Source organism: Flavivirga algicola, assembly GCF_012910715.1.
GTDB lineage: Bacteria > Bacteroidota > Bacteroidia > Flavobacteriales > Flavobacteriaceae > Flavivirga > Flavivirga algicola.
Genome location: NZ_JABBHF010000004.1, coordinates 180797 through 203015 on the forward strand (window position 1 = coordinate 180797; position 22219 = coordinate 203015).

The following is a 22219-nucleotide window of genomic DNA, read 5'->3' on the forward strand; positions in this document are numbered from 1 at the left end:
ATAGCCAAAGAACTATTGTTTTTAAAATTCTGCATTTTGTGGTGTTCTTGGAAAAGGAATAACATCTCTAATGTTGCTCATCCCTGTAGCAAACATGACTAAACGCTCAAAACCTAGTCCGAAACCAGAGTGAATTGCCGTACCATATTTTCTTAAATCCAGATACCACCAAAGGTCTTCTTCTGGAATGTTTATTGCTGCCATTCTTTGTTTTAATATATCTAATCGTTCTTCACGTTGCGCACCACCAACAATTTCGCCTATACCTGGAAATAAAATATCCATAGCGCGTACCGTTTTTCCGTCGTCGTTTAAACGCATATAAAACGCTTTGATATTGGCTGGGTAATCAAATAATATCACAGGGCATTTAAAGTGTTTTTCTACAAGAAAACGCTCATGTTCACTCTGTAAATCCGTTCCCCATTCGTTAATTAAATATTTAAATTTCTTTTTCTTATTGGGTTTACTATTGCGTAAAATGTCAATGGCTTCTGTATAGCTAACACGTTTAAAATGATTATCTGTTACAAAGTTCAGTTTTTCAATTAAAGTCATTTCGTTTCTTTCGGCTTGAGGCTTTGTTTTATCCTCATCTTGCAGGCGTTTATCTAGAAACTCTAAATCCTCACGGTTATTATCTAAAATGTATTTTATAACAGATTTCATGAAATCTTCAGCCAAGTCCATATTACCAGCCAGATCCATAAAAGCGACCTCGGGTTCAATCATCCAGAACTCTGCTAGATGGCGAGAGGTGTTCGAATTTTCTGCTCTAAAAGTAGGTCCAAATGTATATACTTTACCTAAAGACATGGCATAGGTCTCTGCTTCAAGCTGACCAGAAACGGTTAAATTGGTTTCTTTTCCAAAGAAATCTTTCGAGTAATCCACATTTCCTTCATCATCTAATGGTGGATTTTTAGTATCTAGATTCGAAACTTTAAACATTTCTCCTGCACCTTCGGCATCGCTTCCCGTTATAATAGGCGCATGCATATAGTAAAAACCATTTTCGTTAAAATATTTATGTATGGCAAACGATAATGCCGATCGTAAGCGCATAACAGCACTAAAGGTGTTTGTACGCGTACGTAAATGGGCATTTTCTCTTAAAAACTCGAACGAATGTTTTTTGGGTTGAATAGGGTAGTTTTCGGGGTCTGAATCCCCTAAAACCTCTAATTGATTTACCTGTATTTCTACTTTTTGTCCTTTTCCTTGGCTTTCAACTAGTTCCCCTTTAATATGTACAGCTGCTCCAGTAGTAATACGCTTTAAAAGTGCTTCATCAAATTTTTCAAAATCTACAACGCATTGAATATTACTCAATGTAGAGCCATCATTTAAAGCAATAAATCGGTTTGCTCTAAAAGTCCTAACCCAACCTTTAATGTCTACTTCTGGGAAAGTAATATCTTGAGATAATAATTCTGAAACAGTTCGTGATTTCATATGTGCTAAAATTTAAAATGTAAAGATAAAAAAGCCAATTGGCTTTTAGGTATCAAATTTTAAAAAACGAAACGGGTTTTATTGGAATTTATTCCTCTTCGTCTTCTTCTGGAATAATATTGATAGCAGGCTCTCTAAGCACCTCTTTATTTGCAATGCTACGTTCTAATGATAACAATAAAGAGGGGAGTAAAAGTAAGTTTGAAAGCATAGCAAACAATAAAGTAGCAGATACTAAAGCTCCCAATGCTACGGTACCGCCAAAACTTGAAATGGTAAATACTGAAAACCCAAAGAACAACACGATAGACGTATAAAACATACTCACACCTGTTTCACGTAAAGCACCATATACAGAAGTCTTGATTTTCCAATGGTTAGCCTGGAGCTCTTGTCGATACTTTGCTAAAAAATGGATGGTATCATCTACAGAAATACCAAAAGCAATGCTAAAAACCAATATGGTAGAAGGTTTTATGGGAACTCCTAAATACCCCATTAAACCAGCCGTTACTAATAACGGTAATAAGTTTGGAATTAGAGATACGATAATCATTCTCCCAGACCTAAACATATAGGCCATGAATAACGAGATTAAAAAGATAGCAAGCGACAACGATATGGCTAAATTTTTAACAAGGTATTTGGTGCCTTTTTGAAAGACTAAGGCTTTGCCCGTCATGGTAACATCGTATTTTTCCTTTGGGAAAACTTTATCTATTTTGGTTTGAAGATTTTCTTCTATACGCTCCATCTTGTCGGTTCCAACATCTTTCATAAATGTGGTTATACGAGCATATTGCCCTGTAGAATCAACAAAATTTTTAAGTAAATCGACATCAGAAGTCGAATTTTTAGCATACGATAAAATAAAGCTGTTTTCCTGTGATGTTGGCAACTGGTAAAACTTCGTATTACCATTATAATAAGCTTGTTTAGAGTATTTAACTAAGCCAACTACAGAAATTGGTTTGGACAACTCCGGGGTTTCAATAATTAGGTCCTCTAATTGATCCATGCGTTTTAAAGTAGCGAGTTTCATAACACCTTTTTTACGCCTGGTATCAATCATAATCTCTAAAGGCATAATGCCATTAAATTCTTCTTCAAAAAAACGAATGTCGCTAAAAAACTCTGTTTTTTTAGGCATGTCCTCTATTAAACTACCAGAAATTTTTATTTGATTAATACCAATCATACTTATAATAAGCAGAACAACAGAAGACGCATAAATAGTGATACGTTTTTGTCGTACCATGTGTTCCATCCAATTTACAAAACCACCTATCCATCGTTTGTTCAGGTGTTCTAAGTGTCTTTCTTTCGGGTAAGGCAAAAATGTATAAATAATTGGAATGATAAGCAGGCACAGAATAAAAATTGCCAGAATACTTAATGAGGCTACAATACCAAATTCTTTTAGTAGTTTGCTTTCTGTTAAAATAAAGGTGGCAAATCCAGAAGCGGTAGTAACATTGGTCATTAAAGTAGCATTACCAATTTTTGTAATGACTCTTTGCAGCGATTTTACTTTATTACCATGTAGTTTTACTTCGTGTTGGTATTTATTAATTAAAAAGATACAGTTAGGAATTCCAATAACAATAATTAATGGCGGGATAAGTGCCGTTAAAACAGTTATCTCATAGTTTAATAAGCCGAGAATACCCAAAGTCCACATAACTCCTACACATACCACAATAAGTGAAATTATAGTAGCTCTGAACGATCTGAAAAAGAAAAAGAAAATAAGCGATGTTACTAATAATGCAGCACCTATAAAGAGACTAATTTCATCAACAATATTCTGCGAATTTAAAGTTCTAATATAGGGCATCCCCGATATTCTTACATCTAAATTATTCGATGCCTCGAAGCTGTCTATAAGGGGTATTAAAATGTCGACTACAAAATCTTTTCTGGCAGAAGTATTTACTATATCCTTTTTTAAATAAAGAGCTGTTCGAACTGTTTTGGTTTCATTATTGAATAAAAAGTTATCGTAAAAAGGGTATTTTTTAAAAAGTTCCTCTTGAAGTTTTTCAACTTGTGAGATAGAAGAAATAGAGTCTTTAATAAAAGGTTCTAAATTAAATTTTTCATTTTCAGTATCTTTTATAAGCTTTTGAAGGTCTTTAATAGAAACAACAGTTTCGACTTCATTATATTTTTTAAAGTCCTCAGAAAGCCTATTCCAGGCATTTAACTTTTCAACCGTAAAAAATGTGCTGTCTTTGACCCCTAGTACGATAAGATTACCTTCTTCGCCAAAGGTTTTTAAAAAGTTATTATAAGTTATGTTTACCTCATGTTCATCGGGCAATAAATTAGCTTCGGTATAAGTAAAACGCATATTGTCCCACTTTGAACTAAAGAATAAAGTGACCAATATAATACCTATGAGTATAGAGATTTTATTGCGTAAAATCAATCTCGCAATAATGTCCCAAAAATCTTTGCTAAATAATTTAAACATACTTCATGTAAAACGAAGCGCAAAGGTAGAAAAAAGGAGTGTAATACATTATAAAGTGACGTTAAATGTAAACTTTAAAGCAATATTATTGCTAAATTCTGGCAAGTGATAGGCGCCATAGCGATATGTAAAGCTCAAGCCAAAGCCAAAGAGCAGTTTATTAAGTTCAAATCCAGATTCTGTGTACCCTTTTTTTAAAGACCCAAAAGTGACATTTTGATGCAATTCGGGTTGTTTTATATCGCCCAGGGCATATCGGGTTATTAAAACAATTTGAGGTTTATAATGTTCTGAGATATTAAAAGGTTTTAAATAATGTTTAAACTGTACTGTAGTGAATTTATCTGAAAAGAACTCATTAAAATACATCGTTTCAAAACTATTTAGCCCAGCCACTGAAAAACGCTGCATGATGGTTGACTTGTTTATATTGTTAGGGTAGGCGTGGTATAAATGTGTTAGTGGAGTATTCCCGTTTGTTATTCCAGAGACTAATGTTATTTCAGAAAGGCCATGATCTTCGCTCCCAATTTTATAAACAGTTCTAAAATCTAATTTTGAGAAGTTAAAATCACTTTTAAAAACATCTTTAAAACTTTTAGTATATTGAAGTGTAAACTGTGGATAGCCTTTTTTGGTTTGCTTTAATGTATTCTCAGAGACTTCAAACTTACTAAAAGGGTTCCATTGTAGAGATAGCTTGGCTGTACTTATATGAAATGAGTTAACAATCGTGTTGTCTAAAACGTACCCGTAGTTGTAGGTAGGGTTTATATTGCTAACAGCGAATTCTGCTTCGGTAAATAGCTTAGGGTTTAACTGGTGTTCTAAATTTATAGATTTAGTTATGAGTTTGTGAAATAAATCGATGTTTAAAAGCCGGGGTTCAAAAAACTGAAAGAAACGGCCGTCTGTTAAAAATTTAGTGCTTCCCGTTTCTCGTAGATCATCTGTATATGATAAGTTTACCCAGGTGTTTGTTTTTTCGGCTAATCTAAAACCACCACCAATGCTGTACTTAAAAGTATGATCTCTAAAACCATATACACCATAACCAGTAATACGATATTTTTCTGAAAAATTTTGGTTAGTAACACCTCCTAACCCCGTTCTTACAGCTTCATACTGGTTGTATTTAATTAAATACCTTAAATCGAAATTAAAATATTTAGTGGGTAAATATCCGTTACCCAGATGTTTTATAAACGCCCTTTTTTTGATAGAATCTTGAGTAGGTTCTAGAATTGTTTCCGATGACTTTTGAGCATACGCAAATGTCGCACAAATAAAACAAAGTAAGAGGGAAGAGCGTTTTGTCATTTAAGGTTATGAGAGACTAGATTTACTAAAAAAGCGACTACTTAGGTTACGCTCAGTAACCATATGTCGCTTTTAGATTATACGGTCATGATTTCCTTTTCTTTTATATCGAAAAGACCATCGACCTTTTTAACGTAGTCATCAGTCATTTGTTGTATATCAATTTCGGCGTTTTTAATTAAATCCTCCGATAAGTCGTCTAATTTTTTAATGTCGTTGTTAGCATCCTTACGCGCTGTTCTTATACTAACTTTAGCATCTTCGGCTTCAGCTTTGGCCTGTTTTGCTAAATTACGCCTGCGCTCTTCCGTTAGTGGAGGTACATTAATAATGATGGTCTCACCGTTGTTCATTGGGTTAAAACCAAGGTTGGCGTATGCGATACCACGTTCTATTTCTTGTAGCATACTTTTTTCCCATGGTTGTACGGTAATGGTTCTTCCGTCGGGTGTGTTCACATTAGCAACTTGACTTAAGGGTGTTTGTGATCCGTAATAATCTACCATAACACTACCAAGCATCGCTGGACTTGCTTTCCCTGCTCTAATATTAATAAATTGTTTCTCTAGATGCTTTATGGCATTATCCATAGCTTCTTTTGATGAATCTAGTATAAATTGTATGTCTTCGTTCATTATGTCAAACTTTTAGGTCAATATAAATAGTCACCTACAAATATCATAAAAATAACTTGTGCAGATGTCATTTGCATTTTAATGTATTGGTTCAAATACCAAATACGAATATACTTATTTCAAATATTACGCCAAACTAACAATCTTGTTCTTTTATAATGTCCTGTTAGTTAGATTACCCTTTTTCATTTCGGCTTACTTTAACTTTAGTTTGTCTTGAGCAAATCCGAAAGGTTCAGCACAACAAGACACTTAGCGAGCATAAGGGAACGATAGCCGCAATTATAAATTAACTTCTGTACCAATTTTTTCGCCAGAAACCACCTTTAATAAGTTCCCTTTTTTATTCATATCGAAAACAATAATAGGCAATTCGTTCTCTTGACTTAGCGTAAACGCTGTGGTGTCCATAACTTTTAGTCCCTTACTTAAAACATCATCAAAAGATATGAAATTAAATTTAATGGCATTATCATCTTTTTCAGGGTCTGTATTATAAATACCGTCAACGCGGGTACCTTTTAGAATAACATCGGCTTCAATTTCTATGGCTCTTAAAACTGCAGCAGAATCTGTAGTAAAATAAGGATTTCCTGTGCCACCACCAAAAATAACAACACGGCCTTTTTCTAAATGGCGCATGGCTTTTCTTCTAATAAAAGGCTCTGCTACTTCGTTAATTTTTATAGCTGTTTGTAAACGTGTAGGTATGTCAGCATCTTCTAATGCGCCTTGCAGAGCTAAACCATTTATAACGGTTGCTAACATACCCATATGGTCTCCTTGTACACGATCCATGCCTTTGCTGGCTCCAGCAACGCCTCTAAAAATATTTCCGCCTCCAATAACTATGGCAACTTCTACACCTTTATCTGTAATGGTTTTTATATCTTTTGCATATTCTGCTAATCGTTCTGGGTCAATACCGTACTGGCGATCTCCCATTAATGCTTCTCCTGATAGTTTGAGGAGTATACGTTTGTATTTCATCTGTTAATTTCTATTGCTTTTTTACAGGTCAGATGTAACTCGTTATATAACATTTTCGAATCATATCGATTATGTGTTATAACTCATTTCATTTTACTTTTGAAAGTTTAGCAAATATAAACAATATCTTAATTTGCTGAAACGGATTTTTTAAATCACTTTTATAAAAAAACCACCAATTTATTAAATTGGTGGTTTGTATTATTAAGGCTTTTGCCTTTGTAGAAATTAATTAGCCTACAGAAGCACGTTTGAAACCTGTAATTTCAACATCGCCGTAAGATGCTACATATTTAGCAACATTTATTTTTTCGTCTTTAATGAAGTTTTGATCTAATAAACATTGTTCCTGATCTAACGTTGTGTTATCAGAAATAAAACGCTCCATTTTTCCTGGTAAAATTCTATCCCAGATTTGCTCTGGCTTACCTTCAGCTTTTAACTCAGCTTTAGCATCTTCTTCGGCTTTAGCTAATACTTCAGGCGTTAATTGTGCCATAGAAATGAACTGAGGTACATTTTTAAGTGTTTTACCTAAACGACCCAATTCGATATTGTCTTTTTCAATAACAGCGATTCTAGCTTCTGTTTCTGAAGCAACAAAAGCAGGATCGAAATCTTTATAAGATAATGTTGTCGCTCCCATAGAGGCTACTTGCATAGCTACATCTTTAACCAATGTTTCAGCATTGTCTACTTTAGAAGATAAACCTACTAATGCAGCAATTTTATTGATGTGTACATAAGAACCAACAAAAGATGCTTCTAATTTTTCAAAAGCAGTGATATCTAGTTTTTCACCAATAACACCAGTTTGCTCTGTTAATTTATCTGCAACAGACATACCACCAAAATCAGCAGCTAAAAATTCTTCTTTAGTATTGTGGTTCAAAGCGATTTCAGCTAAGTCATTAGCTAAAGCTAAAAAGTTTTCGTTTTTACCAACGAAATCAGTTTCACAACCTAATACGATCGCTACGCCTTGGGTTTGATCTGCATTTATTTTTGCAACAGCAGCACCTTCAGAAGAGTCTCTGTCTGCTCTTTTTTCAGCTACTTTTTGTCCTTTTTTACGTAATACTTCAATGGCTTTGTCAAAATCGCCTTGAGCTTCAACTAAAGCTTTTTTGCAATCCATCATACCAGCACCAGTCGCTTTTCTTAACTTGTTTACTTCTGCTGCCGTAATTTTTACTGTAGATTCCATATCTTAATTAATTTAAAAAAGTCGTTCAAATAATTTCGGCTAAGAAAAGAATTAAACGACTTATTTGTATTGTGTAATTGTTAATTTATTCTTCTTCTTCGGCTGCAACTGTTTTAGCAGGAGCTGCTTCCGCTTTAGCCTTAGCTTTTGGAGCTTCAGGAGCAGATGCTGCTGCGTCTTTTTCTGCTTTACGCTCTGCTAAACCACCAGCAATAGAGGCTGTAACGTGAGTTAAAATTTTATCAATTGATTTAGAAGCATCATCATTTGCAGGGATTACATAGTCAACTTGACGTGGGTCTGAGTTGGTGTCTACCATTGCAAAAATAGGAATGTTTAATTTTTGTGCTTCTTTAATCGCGATGTGCTCACGCTTAATATCTACAACAAATAAAGCGCCTGGTAAGCGAGTCATATCACTAATAGAACCTAAGTTTTTCTCCAACTTAGCTCTTAAACGATCTACTTGCAAACGTTCTTTTTTAGAAAGAGTGTTAAACGTACCGTCTTTTTTCATTCTATCAATAGAAGCCATTTTTTTAACAGCTTTTCTAATAGTAACAAAGTTTGTTAACATACCACCTGGCCATCTTTCTGTGATGTAAGGCATATTGATAGAACCAGCTTTTTCTGCTACGATATCTTTAGCTTGCTTTTTTGTTGCAACGAATAAGATTTTACGGCCCGAATTAGCAATTTTGCTTAATGCTGCACCTGCTTCATCAATTTTTGCCGCTGTTTTATAAAGGTTAATAATATGGATGCCGTTACGCTCCATGTATACGTAAGGAGCCATATTTGGATCCCATTTACGTGTAAGGTGACCAAAGTGTACACCTGCTTCAAGTAATTCTTTTACTTCTACTGCCATTTTGTAATAGTTTACGTTCTGTTGAATTAGCAATGATTAAGTGGTCATTTTTAAATCGCCTCAATCATTTAGATGCTAAACTAAATCCTGTCTTTTAGAACTAGGACAACAATAACTAGTTTTATTTTTAATTTTTTTGAAAATGTTTCGAGTAACCAATAAACAGATACTGAAACAAGTTTGATATTAACGTTTCGAGAATTGGAATTTCTTACGCGCTTTTTTCTGTCCGAATTTTTTACGCTCTACCATTCTAGGATCTCTAGTTAATAAACCTTCTGGTTTTAATGTTAATCTGTTCTCAGCATCAACTTCGCACATAGCACGAGATATTGCTAAACGAACAGCTTCTGCTTGACCTGTAATACCGCCTCCAAATACATTTACTGTAATATCAAAGTTGCTATCATTGTTAGTCATAACTAAAGGTTGTTTTACTTTGTACTGTAAAGTAGCAGTAGTAAAGTAAGACGTTATGTCTTTTTTATTAATCGTGATGTTCCCTTTTCCTGGGGCAACATACACACGAGCAACAGCCGTTTTTCTACGACCAATTTTGTGAATTACTTCCATTATTTGAATTCGTTTAAGTTAATTGTTTTAGGTTTTTGAGCTTCATGAGTATGAGCTGAACCAACAACAACATTTAAATTACGGAATAAATCGGCACCTAATTTGTTTTTAGGTAACATTCCTTTTATTGATTTTTCTACCACTCTTGCTGGGTCTTTCCCATACAATTCTGTAGCAGTTAAACTTCTTTGTCCTCCTGGATAGCCTGTGTGACGGATGTACGTCTTTTCGGTCCATTTGTTTCCAGATAAGCTGATTTTTTCTGCATTGATAACAATAACGTTATCACCGCAATCAACGTGAGGTGTGAAGTTTGGCTTGTGCTTACCTCTTAAAAGTTTTGCAACTTTAGAAGCGAGACGACCAAGTGCCTGACCTTCAGCATCAACTAAAACCCACTGTTTATTAACAGTCGCTTTGTTGGCTGAAATCGTTTTGTAGCTTAATGTATCCACACTAATTATTTTTTATTTATTAAACATTCCTCTCTCAAAAAGAGTTTGCAAATTTACGATTATATATTTGATTACCAAATAGAGAAGAGAGATTATTTCTTTAAATAATTGAGTGACTCAATTATTACTCATTATACTATTTATACCCATGGAGCTATTCATGTATTTTAACAACGAAAAAATAGAGGTTCCCTGGAAGGATTCTGTATTTAAGAGAGTATTTAATGAAAAACCCACCATAGGTTCTGGTTCTGTAACTGGTAAGGAGACTGTAAGAATTATAACTGAAATTTTGTTTCCCCAAAACAAGGCTTCTTATTCTTTAGAAAAAACCTCAGGGTTTGGGTAAAATGCCGCTATGGCAAACCAATAACTCATAACAGATCTAGCTCCCAAAAGTGTTTCTCCTTGCCTTGGACCTTCAATAACTTTTCCAAAAACAGACCATTTATTACCTTCATTATCCTTAAAAAAAGTTTCTGAACCATTAAAATCGTATTCAAAAGTCAGATTTTCATGGTCACCAGAGAGTTCAAATCCATAAATTAAGTCTTCATTACCTACGATTAAATAGTTTTTTCCTCTAAAAGTGTCTTTAATAACACTGCCTCCATTAAAATCTGAAAATTGATAAACCTTAGACTCGTCATCGTCTATAATGGCATAAATACGATCTTTATTAGGTAGGGCAGTGTTGATAATTGTTGGCGTAAATATAAACCTGTTATTATTAGTGGAGTAATCACCATAAGGAGATGTACCATAAGTTCTCGAAAAGCCTGTTTGAGTCGTTAAAACTTCTGTGTCTGGGTACAGGGCTTTCCATGTCTTCCAATCGGTTTCTACAACATCTATTAACTCGGGTTTATTATTAATTAGTGGGCCGTTTACACATTCAAGTCTCAGTTGAGACCAATTACTATTAGTATTCCTGTCATATAATATGAGGTTGGCATTATATAGCAAACCAGAAACTCCAAAAGTGGTTTTTGTTCCGTTAACCATACTTTCCCAGGCAAAAGCAGTTCCAGTTAAAGGACAATAATTTAAAGTGATAAAAGTATTGTCAATTTCGTCATTAACGACTTCATGCCAATCTAAAATAACATGTGGGTAAGCTTTGGCCTGATTGCCTTTTACAACCCCAACAACAAGATCATTATCATTTAGGAAACTGGCATTATTGGTAGTCGTAAAATTCGGATTATCAATTGATGGAATCCCATCTTTACCAGGGCCACCATCCTTAACATCTGCAATTGGTATTAACCATTGTCCTGTATTATTGTTGTTGCCACCAGGAACTGTTGTTCCGTCGTTAACATCGCTAGTGCTGCAAGACATTAATAGGGAGCAGCACATTAATAGGTAAAAAACACTTTTTTTCATAGTATTTAATTTAATTGTAAAACATTTTTCTTTGAGCTTATTTTTAATAAAAGCCCCGTAGTAATTCTATAGGTTGGTGTTAACTGTGTTCCATCAACATTATTATGGATAGGAATTTCGGCTTTTGTGGAAAAGATTAGATTAGACTTCAAATTAATTGAAAAGTTGGGAATAACAGACACCCAGTTACCTCCTGTATTATCCAGATCGAAATTGTCAATTTTATCCTTTCTGGCATTTCTATATTTAAAGGAAATACTAGGAGTGGTTAGGGCTTTTAGTAAAACGAATTGATCTGAAAAGCTTATAAAGCCTTGAAATTCGTTACCAAATTTATAAGAACTATTGTCAAAGTAGGTATCGTTGGTCCCGGTATTTCTGTAAATAGCTCTCGAGGAAAATGTTAGGGAAGGTCTAAAACTAAAATTTTTAGAGAATGAAGTCCAATAGATAATGTCCCAGGCGTTGCTTCCTGGTTGTAAATCGGCATTTAGTCTAATACCTTGATCGTTTGTTTCTGTAGACGAGCCTAAAGGAATTTTTGTCCCTAGCCCAAAAGCAATGTTGCTTTGTTTTCCTAAAAGCTCAGGAAAATTATACTTTAACAATAGGACAGCATCTCCAATACCCGAAGTTTGATCTAGGTTTTCGTTTCCAAATTGAGAAATTTTACGTCTCTGGTTTACCCAAGTAAATAGACCTTCAATTGAAAACCTATTGGTGATAGAATAATTGGTATTTAACAAAATAGAATGTGTAATTCGTAATCTGGAATTGTCATTTAAAGTTTTGCTACCAGAATTTAAAGTGTTTAAATTGTTGTAGTCATAATTTAAACCTATTTGAATGGTGCCTTTGTCTTCTTGAGATAACCCTATGTTATTTGATAATGGAATACCACCAGAACAACAAGTTTGGGCATTAATTTGAGAAAAGGCACAAAGGCATAAGGCACACAAAAAACCTTTAAAATTCATAGCAAGTTTGTTAACAGTATCTATGGTGTCGTTAAAAGATGCATTGCCTTACTAATTTTAACATTAATAATGGCTTGTATTTACGATTCGCAGGGCGATTCCGGATAAGAATCAATTTTTGCCTATTTTTGCTGCGTTATGCAGGAGTTAAAACTTTCAGATTGGTTGCCTACCACAAACAAAGAGGTTAAAATACGTGGTTGGGACGCGCTAGACGTTATTTTATTTAGTGGTGACGCCTATGTAGACCACCCATCGTTTGGTCCTGCAGTAATTGGTCGCATTTTAGAAAGTTATGGACTGCGGGTTGCTGTGGTACCACAGCCTAATGTAAACGATAACCTCCAGGACTTTGTGAAACTGGGAGCTCCTAAGTTGTTTTTTGGTGTTACAGGAGGGTGCATGGATCCCATGATTAGCAATTACAATGCCAATAAAAAGCGCCGTGATAAAGATGCGTATACACCAAATGGAGATATAGGTTTTCGACCAGATTACGCCACAACAGTATATTCTAAAATACTAAAAGAAAAATGGCCCGATGTACCAGTTTTAATTGGAGGTATTGAAGCTTCGTTGCGTCGTGTAACGCATTATGATTATTGGAGTGATAAATTAATGCCTACTATTTTAGAAAGCTCGAAAGCAGATATGCTGGTTTATGGTATGGGAGAACAACCTTTGCGAGAGGTCGTGCGTTTGCTACAAAAAGGAGTGCCTTTTAATAGCATCACTACAATAAAACAAACGGCAGTACTCTTGGATAAAGATGCTAAGATACCAAAGAACAGTAACTGGGAGGATGTCGAAATTGTATCACACCAAAAGTGTTTAAAAGATAAAAAAGCTTACGCTGCTAACTTTAAGATTATAGAACAGGAATCTAATAAATTAGCTGCACGCCGCATTTTTCAGAAAGTAGGCGAGAAAACCTTGATGATTAATCCGCCATACCCTACTATGACGGAAAAGGAAATAGATGCCTCTTTCGATTTGCCCTATACCCGATTGCCGCATCCTAAATATAACAAACGCGGACCTATTCCTGCATTTGAAATGATTAAGTTTTCTATAAACATACATCGCGGTTGTTTTGGTGGATGTAGTTTTTGTACTATTTCAGCACATCAGGGGAAGTTTATAGCGTCTCGTAGTCAGGAATCCGTGTTGCGTGAAGTCGATACCGTAGCAAATATGCCAGATTTTAAGGGGTATTTGTCTGATATTGGTGGCCCAAGCGCAAATATGTATAAAATGAAGGGAAAAATACAATCTATCTGTGATAAGTGTGTAGCGCCTTCTTGTATTTCACCAGTTATTTGTAGCAATTTAGATACGTCCCATAAACCGTTAACTAAATTATATCAGGCAGTTGATAGCCACCCAAAAGTAAAGAAGTCCTTTATAGGGAGTGGTATTCGTCACGATATGCTTGTGCCCGAGTTTAATAAAAATGCCAATGCCAAAGAATTAGATGATTATACAGAAGAGGTGATGACGAAGCATGTGTCTGGTAGGCTTAAGGTAGCACCAGAACATACCAGTGACCCTGTTTTAAAATTAATGCGGAAACCATCATTTACTTATTTTCATAAGTTTAAAGAGCGTTTTGACAAAATTAATATTAAAAAAAATCTAAAACTACAGTTAATCCCTTATTTCATATCGAATCACCCCGCTTGCGAAGCCGAAGATATGGCTAACCTTGCGGCCGAAACTAAGGATATGGGCTTTCAGCTTGAGCAAGTGCAGGGTTTTACGCCAACACCTATGACGGTTGCCACGGTAATATATTATAGCGGATATCACCCTTATACCCTTAAAAAAATAAAGACCCCAAAAACACGTAAAGAAAAAGATGAACAACACCGCTTTTTCTTTTGGTATAAAAAGGAAAATAAAGCCTGGATTAAAAGCACCTTAAATAAATTAGGGCGTCAGGATTTGTTAAAAGTATTGCTGCCAGAAAACGACAAGTGGCGAAAAAATAAACCAGGTAAACCTAAGCATACTTTTAATGATGCAGTTCCTTTTAACCAAAGGAAGAACAAAGCTAAGTTTCGATCTAAGAAGAAACAACGGTAGTTTTTGCACAGAGTTTTTTATTTTAAAAAAATCTATGTTCAGATAATCCTATGATCCCTGCAAGGAAATATTTAGTCTCCCCTTCATTTTATGTTTTTAAAGTACCAAGTGATTCGTGAATTTTTCTAGGTTCCTGTTTTTGCTCTAAGGTTTAATATTTAAATCATCTTCAATTATATAAAATACATTATTAGACAGAAATCATTTAAATGAAAACAAGTTTTGTATGATATTGTAAGTAGTCAATTTATTTACTGTGAAAGACATTTTTTACACCAAAAGACACATCTTTATTCTAGATAGAGTTTAGTTTTATAAAATTAAGAGAAACCATTTCTTTAAATAAAGATTAGAATGAGGTTTGTCTATTTTTAATATTGTTTATGTCTTTTTTGTAGAGATATAAATGTAATGAATTGATTAATGACTAAAAAAGTGGTATTACTTTTAAGAAAATACAGATATTTTCTTCTATTATTCCTTCTTGTTGCTTGTGTAGAACCTATTGAGCCTGATTTTAATTTTAAAGAAGGCTTAGTTTATATTGATGCATTTTTATCTACAGGAAAAGGAACATCACTGGTAAATATTTTTGAATCTCGTTTTATAGGAAGCAACTTGCGGTATAAGTTTGTGTCAGGCGCAAGTGTGTCTTTTATAAATATAGACACGGGTATACTTGTAAGTTTAAATGAACATGATAATGCCTACATCCCTCCAAGTGATTTCGAAGCCTCTGTAGGAGAAGAATGGAAGCTCATGGTAACTTTTCCAGATGGTAGGAATTATGAGTCGTTACCTGAATTGATTACTGAACCTGTAGAGATATCCAAAATTAATTATGAGTATAATCCGGAATTGATTTTTAGCGAAGATTCTGATGGGTTTTTACCAGGACATTCAGTTTTTGTAGATATAGAAGACCCTGTAGACAGCGAGAATTATTATTTATGGAAGTTTCGTTCGTTTGAAAAGATAGAGCTTTGCGATTATTGTTTCAATGGTATTTTAAGAAATGGAGAATGTATAGATCCTCCTATGAGTTTAGCAAATGAAGACCCAGTAATTACTATTGGTTACAGATGTGAAAGCGATTGTTGGCGGGTACGATATAATGAAAATGTTAAAATTTTTGCAGACGAATTTTCAAACGGAGGAATTATAAAAGATCTACCTATTGCAGACATATTTTTGTATAGTAGGAAAAATATTGCCGTAGAGATACAGCAATTGTCCTTGACAAGAAAAGCCTACGACTACTTTAAAGTGTTGAAAGATCTCGTTGAGAATAATGGTGGTTTAAATGCACCACCTCCAGCGGCATTAATAGGCAACATGTTTAACCCAAATGATGACAAAGAATTTGTTTTAGGCAGATTTACGGCAGCAGCAGCTTCAAAAAAAAGCATATTTATAGATAGACGAGATATAAAGGAGGTTCCAATAACCACAACAAGGATTGATTATATTAATGAGTATTGTGAGTTGTTTTGTACGTCTAGAGAATGTTATGATGCTTTGTGTGAAGAGTCTTTGGTGCTCACATCAGATTGTACAGAATCTCAATATAGAACTGCTATAGAACCTGAAGCTTGGATTGAATAATGAAAAAATCAATAAATTAATGAGGCTAATAACTATTCTTTTTATAGCATCTATCTTTAATGCGTCTTATTCTCAGAATAAAGAATATAAACTTTCTTTTAAAATTATAGATCAAGAAACAGGTCTTAACGTTGATAATGCTCAAATCCTAATAACTCCTTGTGATTGTGGAGGTGTAACCGATTATACAGGCTCTTTTAATGTAAAACTTGTAAAAAACACCTATACTATAAATATATCTTATATAGGTTATGAAACGTATTCTCAAATGATTAGCTTAGATAAGAATCAGCTGTTAAGGATAAAACTTCATAAAAAAGAAGAAAAACTTTCTGAGGTCATTGTTAAAGCTAAAAAAACTAATGATAATGTAGAATCTACCCAAATGGGTATTATTAAATTAAAAGCTTTAGAGATTAAAAAAATGCCAATGGCATTGGGAGAAATGGATGTTCTTAGAGGGCTAACATTTGTGGCAGGTGTTAACAATGCAGGGGATGTAAGTAATGGACTTTCTGTTAGAGGCGGGTCGTTAGATCAAAATTTATTGCTTTACGATTATGCTCCTGTTTTTAATCCTACACATTTATTTGGACTTATTTCTGTATTTACACCAGAAGCACTATCTTCTGTAGATTTATATAGATCAAACATTCCTTCACGTTATGGAGGAAGAGTTACATCGGTAGTAGATGTTAAAGTTAAAAACCCATACGTCGATAAGTTTAAGCTTGCAGGTGGTATTGGAGTACTGTCTACAAGACTATCGGTAGAAACACCAATAATAAAGGATAAATTATTGTTAATTACAGGGATAAGAAAAGGTTATACAGATTTTTTATTCCCAGCATTCTCTAAGCGCCTAAAAGATACCAAAGCTAATTATACAGATGGAACTATTAAATTATTATACTTGCCAACAGAAAAAGATCAATTATCCTTTACGGGTTTTTATAGTAAGGATTTTTATCAATTGGACTTTGTCTCAAGAATAGAAAATATTAATTCTGATAAAAATCAATATGATTTTGCTACATTAAACGGAACTTTAAAATGGATACATTCTTTTAATGATAATACTAATCTTAAAACGGTTTTAATAGGAAGTCATTATACCCCTAAAATTCTTTTTCCTGAACGAGAAGTTAACAATAAAATTGAATTTTCGTCCAATATTAAGTATCTAAGCCTAATCTCAGAATTTTCAAAAAAAGTTAATAAAAAGGTTGATTATTATGCAGGGACACAATTAAACCAATATAAAATAGCTCCAGGAGATTTAAACCCAGGTACAGCCCAAAGTATAAGGCCTGTATCTCTGCCCTCAGAAAAGAATTATGAATTATCTATTTATGCTAACATTAATTGGAAGCCAATAAAAAAACTATTTCTGTCTGGTGGGTTACGCTATACGAATTCTTTTCTGGTAGGGCCCTATACATCAGCTAGTTTTAATGAGAATTTAGGAACAATAAATGAAACTAGTTTTTTTTCGAAAGGAAAAAAAGTAAAAGGATATGACGCTTTAGAACCTAGACTTGGTGCTACATTTAAACTTGGAAACCATACTTCTATTAAAACTAATTATGCAAAAACCAATCAATATTTACAAAATATATATAATACGACCACGCCTTTGCCAACTTCTAGATGGAAGAATGTAGATTTTAATATAAAACCTCAAATTGGAAACACATATGGTGTTGGGGTTTTTCAAAATTTCAATGATAATACTATTGAGGTTGGGATAGAAGGCTATTATAGGGATACTAAGAATGTGTTAACATATAAACCTGGGGCAGATTTTTTTCTCGAAGAATTTATACAAAAGGATATTGTACAGGGGCAGGGAAAAGCGTACGGAGTAGAGTTTAGCATTAAGAAGAACAAAGGCCCTATAAATGGTTGGTTAAATTATACATGGTCAAGAAGTTTTTTGCGTTCAATAAATGAAAAATTAGGAGACAGAATAAATAACAACCAATGGTTTCCATCTGACTTTGACAGACCTCATGTTGTTAATGGCACTATTAACTTTGAAAGTAAGTACAATACTTTTAGTTTTAATTTTACGGGACAAACAGGTAGACCATTTACAATACCTAATGGAATTGTTTCAGTTGGAGAAATAGAAACACCCATCTATTTAGAACGAAATAATAGTCGCCTCCCAGTATATCATCGTTTAGATTTTTCATGGAAAGTTCATTTTAGTAAAAGTAAAAAGAATAAACGCTGGTCTAATAATTGGATTGTTACGATATACAATATTTACGATAGAAATAATCCTATTAATATTTTTTATAAATCCCGTGAAGATTATTTAGCAAATGCCCACCTCTTTAGGGATAGCCCACTAGGAGCTTTTCAACTTTCAATACTTGATAACCCGATCCTGTCATTAACATATAATTTTACATTTCAATAGAAAGGTTAATGCGTTTCCAGCCAATTATCTCCAATATCTAAAACAATATCTCGATAACAAACTTGAAACAACATTTTAGTTTCTAATGTAGAATCGAACTTTGGTAAAAGTGTTGTTATAGTGTCGCGAAATAATTAAAATCCTACTCAGTTTGACGTTTAGGTCTTTTTTGTAGGAGAAAAGAATTAATTTATGTTGTAATCAATCAAGGTAAGCTCCGTTTTTTCGTTTTCAGTCCCCATTTGTACTTTAACAATTCCAACACCAGGGCAAATATAAGTATCTATAAAACTAGCAGAATCGCTAGGATCTCTAAATTCGTATTTAAAACATTTAAAATTGCTAGTTCTGGTTTTAATTTTATGAAGCTTTTTAGTTACGGTAACTTTTTCCTGATTTACCATATAACTACGTTCGTTTTCTCTTTTTGGTAAACCAAAAACTAAAAATGTTTTGTTTTGTTCTTCATCAAGCTCAAATTGTTCTCCGTTTACATCTCTTATCGTATAATCATAACCATCTTCATTAGTAACATACCAAGTTTTACCATCAATAATTTTTGAAGTTTTTATAAAACTATAGGATGTGTCTTTTTTTACAATTTTACCATTAATCCAATCAGTTTTTATATAAGCCCACTTGTTATTAACCTTTAGCGGAATTAATTCTTCTTGCGAAGTCATGGTGAAGTTAATCACTAATATGAAGAGAATTAAAGTTAACTTTTTCATAGCTATTTGATTAGTGTGCTTCCAGCCAATTATCACCAATATCTAAATCAACATCAAGAGGCACTTCCAGTTTATAGGCTCCTTCCATTTCGGTTTTTACCAGATTTTTAATGCTTTCTAGTTCTGGTTTATAAACATCAAATACCAATTCATCATGAACTTGAAGCAGCATTTTAGTTTTAAAATTACCTTCGTTTAGTTTCTGGTGAATATTAATCATCGCAATTTTAATAATATCGGCAGCACTACCTTGAATAGGCGCATTTACCGCATTGCGTTCTGCTGCGCCTCTTACCACGGCATTTCTGGAATTGATATCTTTTAAGTAGCGACGGCGTCCCAATACAGTTTGTACATAACCATGGTCTCTGGCAAAAGCTACTTGGTCGCTAACAAAGTTTCTAAGTTTTGGGTAGGTCGCGTAATAAGTGTCTATGAGTTCTTTGGATTCACTTCGCGATAAATTGGTCTGATTGCTTAATCCAAAGGCAGAAACCCCATAAATAATCCCAAAATTAATCGTTTTTGCATTGCTACGCTGTTCTCGTGTTACTTCGTTTAAGTGAACGTTAAATACCTTGGAAGCTGTAGATGCGTGAATATCTTCTCCATTTTTAAATGCAGAGATCATGGTTTCCTCTTCACTTAGGGCCGCAATAATACGAAGCTCTATTTGAGAATAATCGGCAGCTAAAAGTGTGTAATCTTCGTTTCGCGGAATAAAGGCCTTTCTTACCTGTCTGCCGCGTTCGGTACGAATAGGAATATTTTGAAGGTTCGGGTTATTGCTACTCAATCTACCGGTTGCAGCTACGGTTTGCATGTAATCGGTGTGCACATGGCCAGTTGACTCCTCGACTTGGTCTGGTAATGCATCAACATAGGTGCTTTTCAACTTTGTTAAACCACGGTAATCCAAAATGTTTTGAATGATATCATGGTCTTTGGCTAAATAAGATAGAATGTCTTCTGAAGTTGCATATTGCCCTGTTTTTGTTTTCTTTGGTTTATCTACAAGCTTTAATTTTTCGAAAAGAATGATACCTAATTGCTTAGGCGATGCTATGTTGAATGTTTCGCCAGCAGTTTCATAAATCTTGGTTTCTAAAGAAGCAATGTCTTTATTTAGTTCGCCCGATAGTGTTTCTAGGAATTTTTTATCTAAATTAATACCTTCTAATTCCATAGCTGCTAGTACACGAAGTAGCGGTACTTCAATATCATCAAAAAGTTTTTGTGTATTGGCTTCGCCTAATTCTTTTTCAAAATGTTCTTTTAATTGAAGCGTAATATCAGAGTCTTCAACAGCATACTCGGTTTGTTTTTCCAAGGGCACTTCCCGCATCGATAATTGATTTTTACCTTTCTTACCAACCAGTGTTTCTATAGAAATTGGTGTGTAGTTTAAATACGTTTCTGCTAACACGTCCATATTGTGCCGCATATCTGGATTGATAAGATAATGCGCCAACATGGTGTCAAACAATTTACCTTTTACTTCAATATTGTATTTAGCCAAAACTTTAATATCGTACTTTAAATTCTGACCAATCTTTTGAATGGCTTCACTTTCAAAAAACGGACGTAATTGTTCTATGAGTTCTTGCGCTTCTGTCTTTTCTTCTGGAAACGGTAAATAAAACCCTTTGCCTACTTCCCAGGAAAATGCGATACCAACCAGTTCGGCTGTTATGGGGTTTAATCCTGTGGTTTCTGTGTCAAAACATACCGAAGTTTGATTCATCAGGTTTTTAATGAAGAGCTTGGTGGCTATGCCAGAATCTATACTTTGATAAAAATGAGAGGTCGTTTCGGCTGTTTTTCGACTGTATTCTGAAGTAGGTTCAGTATTTGTTGCACCCGAAGGATCTCCACCAAATAACGAAAATTGTCCAGCCCCTGCAGAAGTTTGTTCTTTGAGTGTTGCTTTGGTTGTTGATGGTGTTGTGTTGGTTTGTGGGGTTTCACTATCGGTAGCAAACGTTTTGTTGAAATTATCAATTAAACGCCTAAATTCTAATTCTTGAAAAATCTCGGTAACCTTGGGAATGTCGGGCTGGGACATCTCAAAATCTTTTTCATTAAACTCAACAGGAACGTCTAGCATAATGGTCGCCAATTTTTTTGATAGGATTCCCAATTCGCCATTGGCTTCTATCTTTTCTTTCATTTTACCTTTCAACTCATGTGTATTGGCTAAAAGATTTTCCATACTACCGTATTGTGCTAAAAACTTTTTGGCTGTTTTTTCGCCAACACCGGGAAGCCCTGGGATGTTGTCACTGGAATCTCCCATCATACCTAAAAAGTCAATGACTTGAAGCGGGTCGGTAACCTCAAATTTTTTCTGGACTTCGGGAATCCCCCAGGTTTCGTAACCACCACCAAAAACAGGGCGATACATAAAAATATTTTCAGAAACCAATTGTGCAAAATCTTTATCGGGAGTAACCATAAAGGTTTTATAACCTTCTTTTTCGGCTTGTTTAGAAAGGGTTCCAATAACATCATCGGCTTCATAACCTTCTTTAACCATAATAGGGATGTGCATAGCCTTGAGTATATCATAAATATACGGAACGGCAATTTTGATAGCCTCGGGTGTTTCATCTCTATTGGCCTTATATTCCTGGTACATCTCAACACGGTCTGTACTTCCTCCTTTATCAAAACAAACAGCTAGATGATCTGGACGTTCCCTTTTAATAACATCTAAAAGTGAGTTCATAAAGCCCATAATAGCAGAAGTATCTGTGCCTTTTGAATTAATTCTTGGGTTTTTAATAAAGGCATAGTAGCCACGAAATATTAACGCGTAGGCGTCTACTAGGAAAAGACGTTTTTGATCTGACATATTTTATATTTTGAAAGAAAACCAAAGCTACAAAAAGTAAATTGTAAAATAGCTTTTTAAAGGATTTCATATGGAATAAAATAATGGTTTTATAGCTATAATAAAAGTTAAGGCACGTTTGTAATTTAGATTAATAAAACTCTTAACAATTAGTTAAATAAGATTCAC

The 22219-nt window shown here is 34.3% G+C and carries 17 protein-coding genes; 4 read left to right on the top strand and 13 right to left on the bottom strand.

The window, feature by feature from the left end; all coding sequences use genetic code 11:
* Window positions 1-21: 21 nt before the first annotated feature.
* The 9 genes from asnS to rplM form a co-directional block, all read right to left on the bottom strand.
* The gene (asnS, locus tag HHX25_RS08315; protein ID WP_169672079.1) at window positions 22-1455 is read right to left on the bottom strand and encodes an asparagine--tRNA ligase; all 1434 of its coding nucleotides are present in this window, start codon (window positions 1453-1455) and stop codon (window positions 22-24) included.
* Window positions 1456-1543: 88 nt separating this feature from the next.
* Complete coding sequence (locus tag HHX25_RS08320; RefSeq protein WP_169672080.1) at window positions 1544-3931, bottom strand: efflux RND transporter permease subunit; 2388 nt, start codon at window positions 3929-3931, stop codon at window positions 1544-1546.
* 48 nt (window positions 3932-3979) lie between these two features.
* Window positions 3980-5251, bottom strand: coding sequence for a hypothetical protein (locus tag HHX25_RS08325; RefSeq protein WP_205958021.1), 1272 nt, complete (start codon window positions 5249-5251; stop codon window positions 3980-3982).
* Between the two features lie 77 nt (window positions 5252-5328).
* Window positions 5329-5886, bottom strand: coding sequence for a ribosome recycling factor (gene frr, locus HHX25_RS08330; protein ID WP_169672081.1), 558 nt, complete (start codon window positions 5884-5886; stop codon window positions 5329-5331).
* Between the two features lie 282 nt (window positions 5887-6168).
* Window positions 6169-6876 carry a UMP kinase gene (pyrH, locus tag HHX25_RS08335; protein WP_169672082.1) on the bottom strand — a complete coding sequence of 236 codons (708 nt, stop codon included), beginning with the start codon at window positions 6874-6876 and terminating at the stop codon, window positions 6169-6171.
* 232 nt (window positions 6877-7108) lie between these two features.
* Window positions 7109-8083 carry a translation elongation factor Ts gene (gene tsf, locus HHX25_RS08340; protein WP_169672084.1) on the bottom strand — a complete coding sequence of 325 codons (975 nt, stop codon included), beginning with the start codon at window positions 8081-8083 and terminating at the stop codon, window positions 7109-7111.
* Window positions 8084-8168: 85 nt separating this feature from the next.
* Window positions 8169-8954 carry a 30S ribosomal protein S2 gene (rpsB, locus tag HHX25_RS08345; protein ID WP_169672086.1) on the bottom strand — a complete coding sequence of 262 codons (786 nt, stop codon included), beginning with the start codon at window positions 8952-8954 and terminating at the stop codon, window positions 8169-8171.
* Between the two features lie 186 nt (window positions 8955-9140).
* Entirely contained in the window at window positions 9141-9527 is a 387-nt protein-coding gene (rpsI, locus tag HHX25_RS08350) for a 30S ribosomal protein S9 (RefSeq protein ID WP_135877360.1), read from the bottom strand.
* Entirely contained in the window at window positions 9527-9982 is a 456-nt protein-coding gene (gene rplM, locus HHX25_RS08355; RefSeq protein ID WP_169672087.1) for a 50S ribosomal protein L13, read from the bottom strand. Before rplM ends, rpsI begins: the two co-directional genes overlap by 1 nt.
* Before the next feature lie 112 nt (window positions 9983-10094).
* On the opposite strand from rplM, the gene HHX25_RS08360 reads away from it, so the two are divergent.
* The gene (locus tag HHX25_RS08360) at window positions 10095-10331 is read left to right on the top strand and encodes a hypothetical protein (protein WP_169672089.1); all 237 of its coding nucleotides are present in this window, start codon (window positions 10095-10097) and stop codon (window positions 10329-10331) included.
* Here the strand turns inward: HHX25_RS08360 and HHX25_RS08365 are convergent.
* Window positions 10298-11371 (bottom strand): DUF3179 domain-containing protein, encoded by a 1074-nt coding sequence (locus HHX25_RS08365; protein ID WP_169672091.1) that lies wholly within the window; start codon window positions 11369-11371, stop codon window positions 10298-10300. The genes HHX25_RS08360 and HHX25_RS08365 overlap by 34 nt on opposite strands.
* Window positions 11372-11376: 5 nt before the next feature.
* Entirely contained in the window at window positions 11377-12348 is a 972-nt protein-coding gene (locus HHX25_RS08370; protein ID WP_169672093.1) for a transporter, read from the bottom strand.
* A 138-nt stretch (window positions 12349-12486) separates the two neighbouring features.
* Between HHX25_RS08370 and HHX25_RS08375 the strand changes: the two genes are divergently transcribed.
* The 3 genes from HHX25_RS08375 (at window position 12487) to HHX25_RS08385 (ending at window position 18466) form a co-directional block, all read left to right on the top strand.
* Window positions 12487-14433: a YgiQ family radical SAM protein gene (locus tag HHX25_RS08375; protein ID WP_169672095.1), complete on the top strand. Its 1947-nt coding sequence runs from the start codon at window positions 12487-12489 to the stop codon at window positions 14431-14433.
* Window positions 14434-14856: 423 nt separating this feature from the next.
* On the top strand, window positions 14857-16038 hold the full coding sequence (locus tag HHX25_RS08380; protein ID WP_169672097.1) for a DUF4249 domain-containing protein: 1182 nt from the start codon (window positions 14857-14859) through the stop codon (window positions 16036-16038).
* Window positions 16039-16057: 19 nt separating this feature from the next.
* Window positions 16058-18466, top strand: coding sequence for a TonB-dependent receptor (locus HHX25_RS08385; protein ID WP_169672099.1), 2409 nt, complete (start codon window positions 16058-16060; stop codon window positions 18464-18466).
* A gap of 185 nt (window positions 18467-18651) precedes the next feature.
* Here HHX25_RS08385 and HHX25_RS08390 read toward each other — a convergent pair whose 3' ends face one another.
* Together HHX25_RS08390 and polA are read right to left on the bottom strand one after the other, a co-directional pair.
* Window positions 18652-19197 (bottom strand): hypothetical protein, encoded by a 546-nt coding sequence (locus HHX25_RS08390; RefSeq protein WP_169672101.1) that lies wholly within the window; start codon window positions 19195-19197, stop codon window positions 18652-18654.
* A 10-nt stretch (window positions 19198-19207) separates the two neighbouring features.
* On the bottom strand, window positions 19208-22051 hold the full coding sequence (gene polA / locus HHX25_RS08395; protein ID WP_169672103.1) for a DNA polymerase I: 2844 nt from the start codon (window positions 22049-22051) through the stop codon (window positions 19208-19210).
* Between the last annotated feature and the right edge of the window lie 168 nt (window positions 22052-22219).

Bases quoted from the DNA above. Each gene is read 5' to 3' on its own strand.
- asnS (WP_169672079.1), bottom strand. From the start codon at position 1,455: ATGAAATCACGAACTGTTTCAGAATTATTATCTCAAGATATTACTTTC.
- rpsB (WP_169672086.1), bottom strand. From the start codon at position 8,954: ATGGCAGTAGAAGTAAAAGAATTACTTGAAGCAGGTGTACACTTTGGT.
- HHX25_RS08385 (WP_169672099.1), top strand. From the start codon at position 16,058: ATGAGGCTAATAACTATTCTTTTTATAGCATCTATCTTTAATGCGTCT.
- frr (WP_169672081.1), bottom strand. From the start codon at position 5,886: ATGAACGAAGACATACAATTTATACTAGATTCATCAAAAGAAGCTATG.
- polA (WP_169672103.1), bottom strand. From the start codon at position 22,051: ATGTCAGATCAAAAACGTCTTTTCCTAGTAGACGCCTACGCGTTAATA.
- HHX25_RS08370 (WP_169672093.1), bottom strand. From the start codon at position 12,348: ATGAATTTTAAAGGTTTTTTGTGTGCCTTATGCCTTTGTGCCTTTTCT.
- HHX25_RS08390 (WP_169672101.1), bottom strand. From the start codon at position 19,197: ATGAAAAAGTTAACTTTAATTCTCTTCATATTAGTGATTAACTTCACC.
- rpsI (WP_135877360.1), bottom strand. From the start codon at position 9,527: ATGGAAGTAATTCACAAAATTGGTCGTAGAAAAACGGCTGTTGCTCGT.
- HHX25_RS08365 (WP_169672091.1), bottom strand. From the start codon at position 11,371: ATGAAAAAAAGTGTTTTTTACCTATTAATGTGCTGCTCCCTATTAATG.
- tsf (WP_169672084.1), bottom strand. From the start codon at position 8,083: ATGGAATCTACAGTAAAAATTACGGCAGCAGAAGTAAACAAGTTAAGA.
- HHX25_RS08375 (WP_169672095.1), top strand. From the start codon at position 12,487: ATGCAGGAGTTAAAACTTTCAGATTGGTTGCCTACCACAAACAAAGAG.
- HHX25_RS08320 (WP_169672080.1), bottom strand. From the start codon at position 3,931: ATGTTTAAATTATTTAGCAAAGATTTTTGGGACATTATTGCGAGATTG.
- pyrH (WP_169672082.1), bottom strand. From the start codon at position 6,876: ATGAAATACAAACGTATACTCCTCAAACTATCAGGAGAAGCATTAATG.
- HHX25_RS08325 (WP_205958021.1), bottom strand. From the start codon at position 5,251: ATGACAAAACGCTCTTCCCTCTTACTTTGTTTTATTTGTGCGACATTT.
- HHX25_RS08380 (WP_169672097.1), top strand. From the start codon at position 14,857: ATGACTAAAAAAGTGGTATTACTTTTAAGAAAATACAGATATTTTCTT.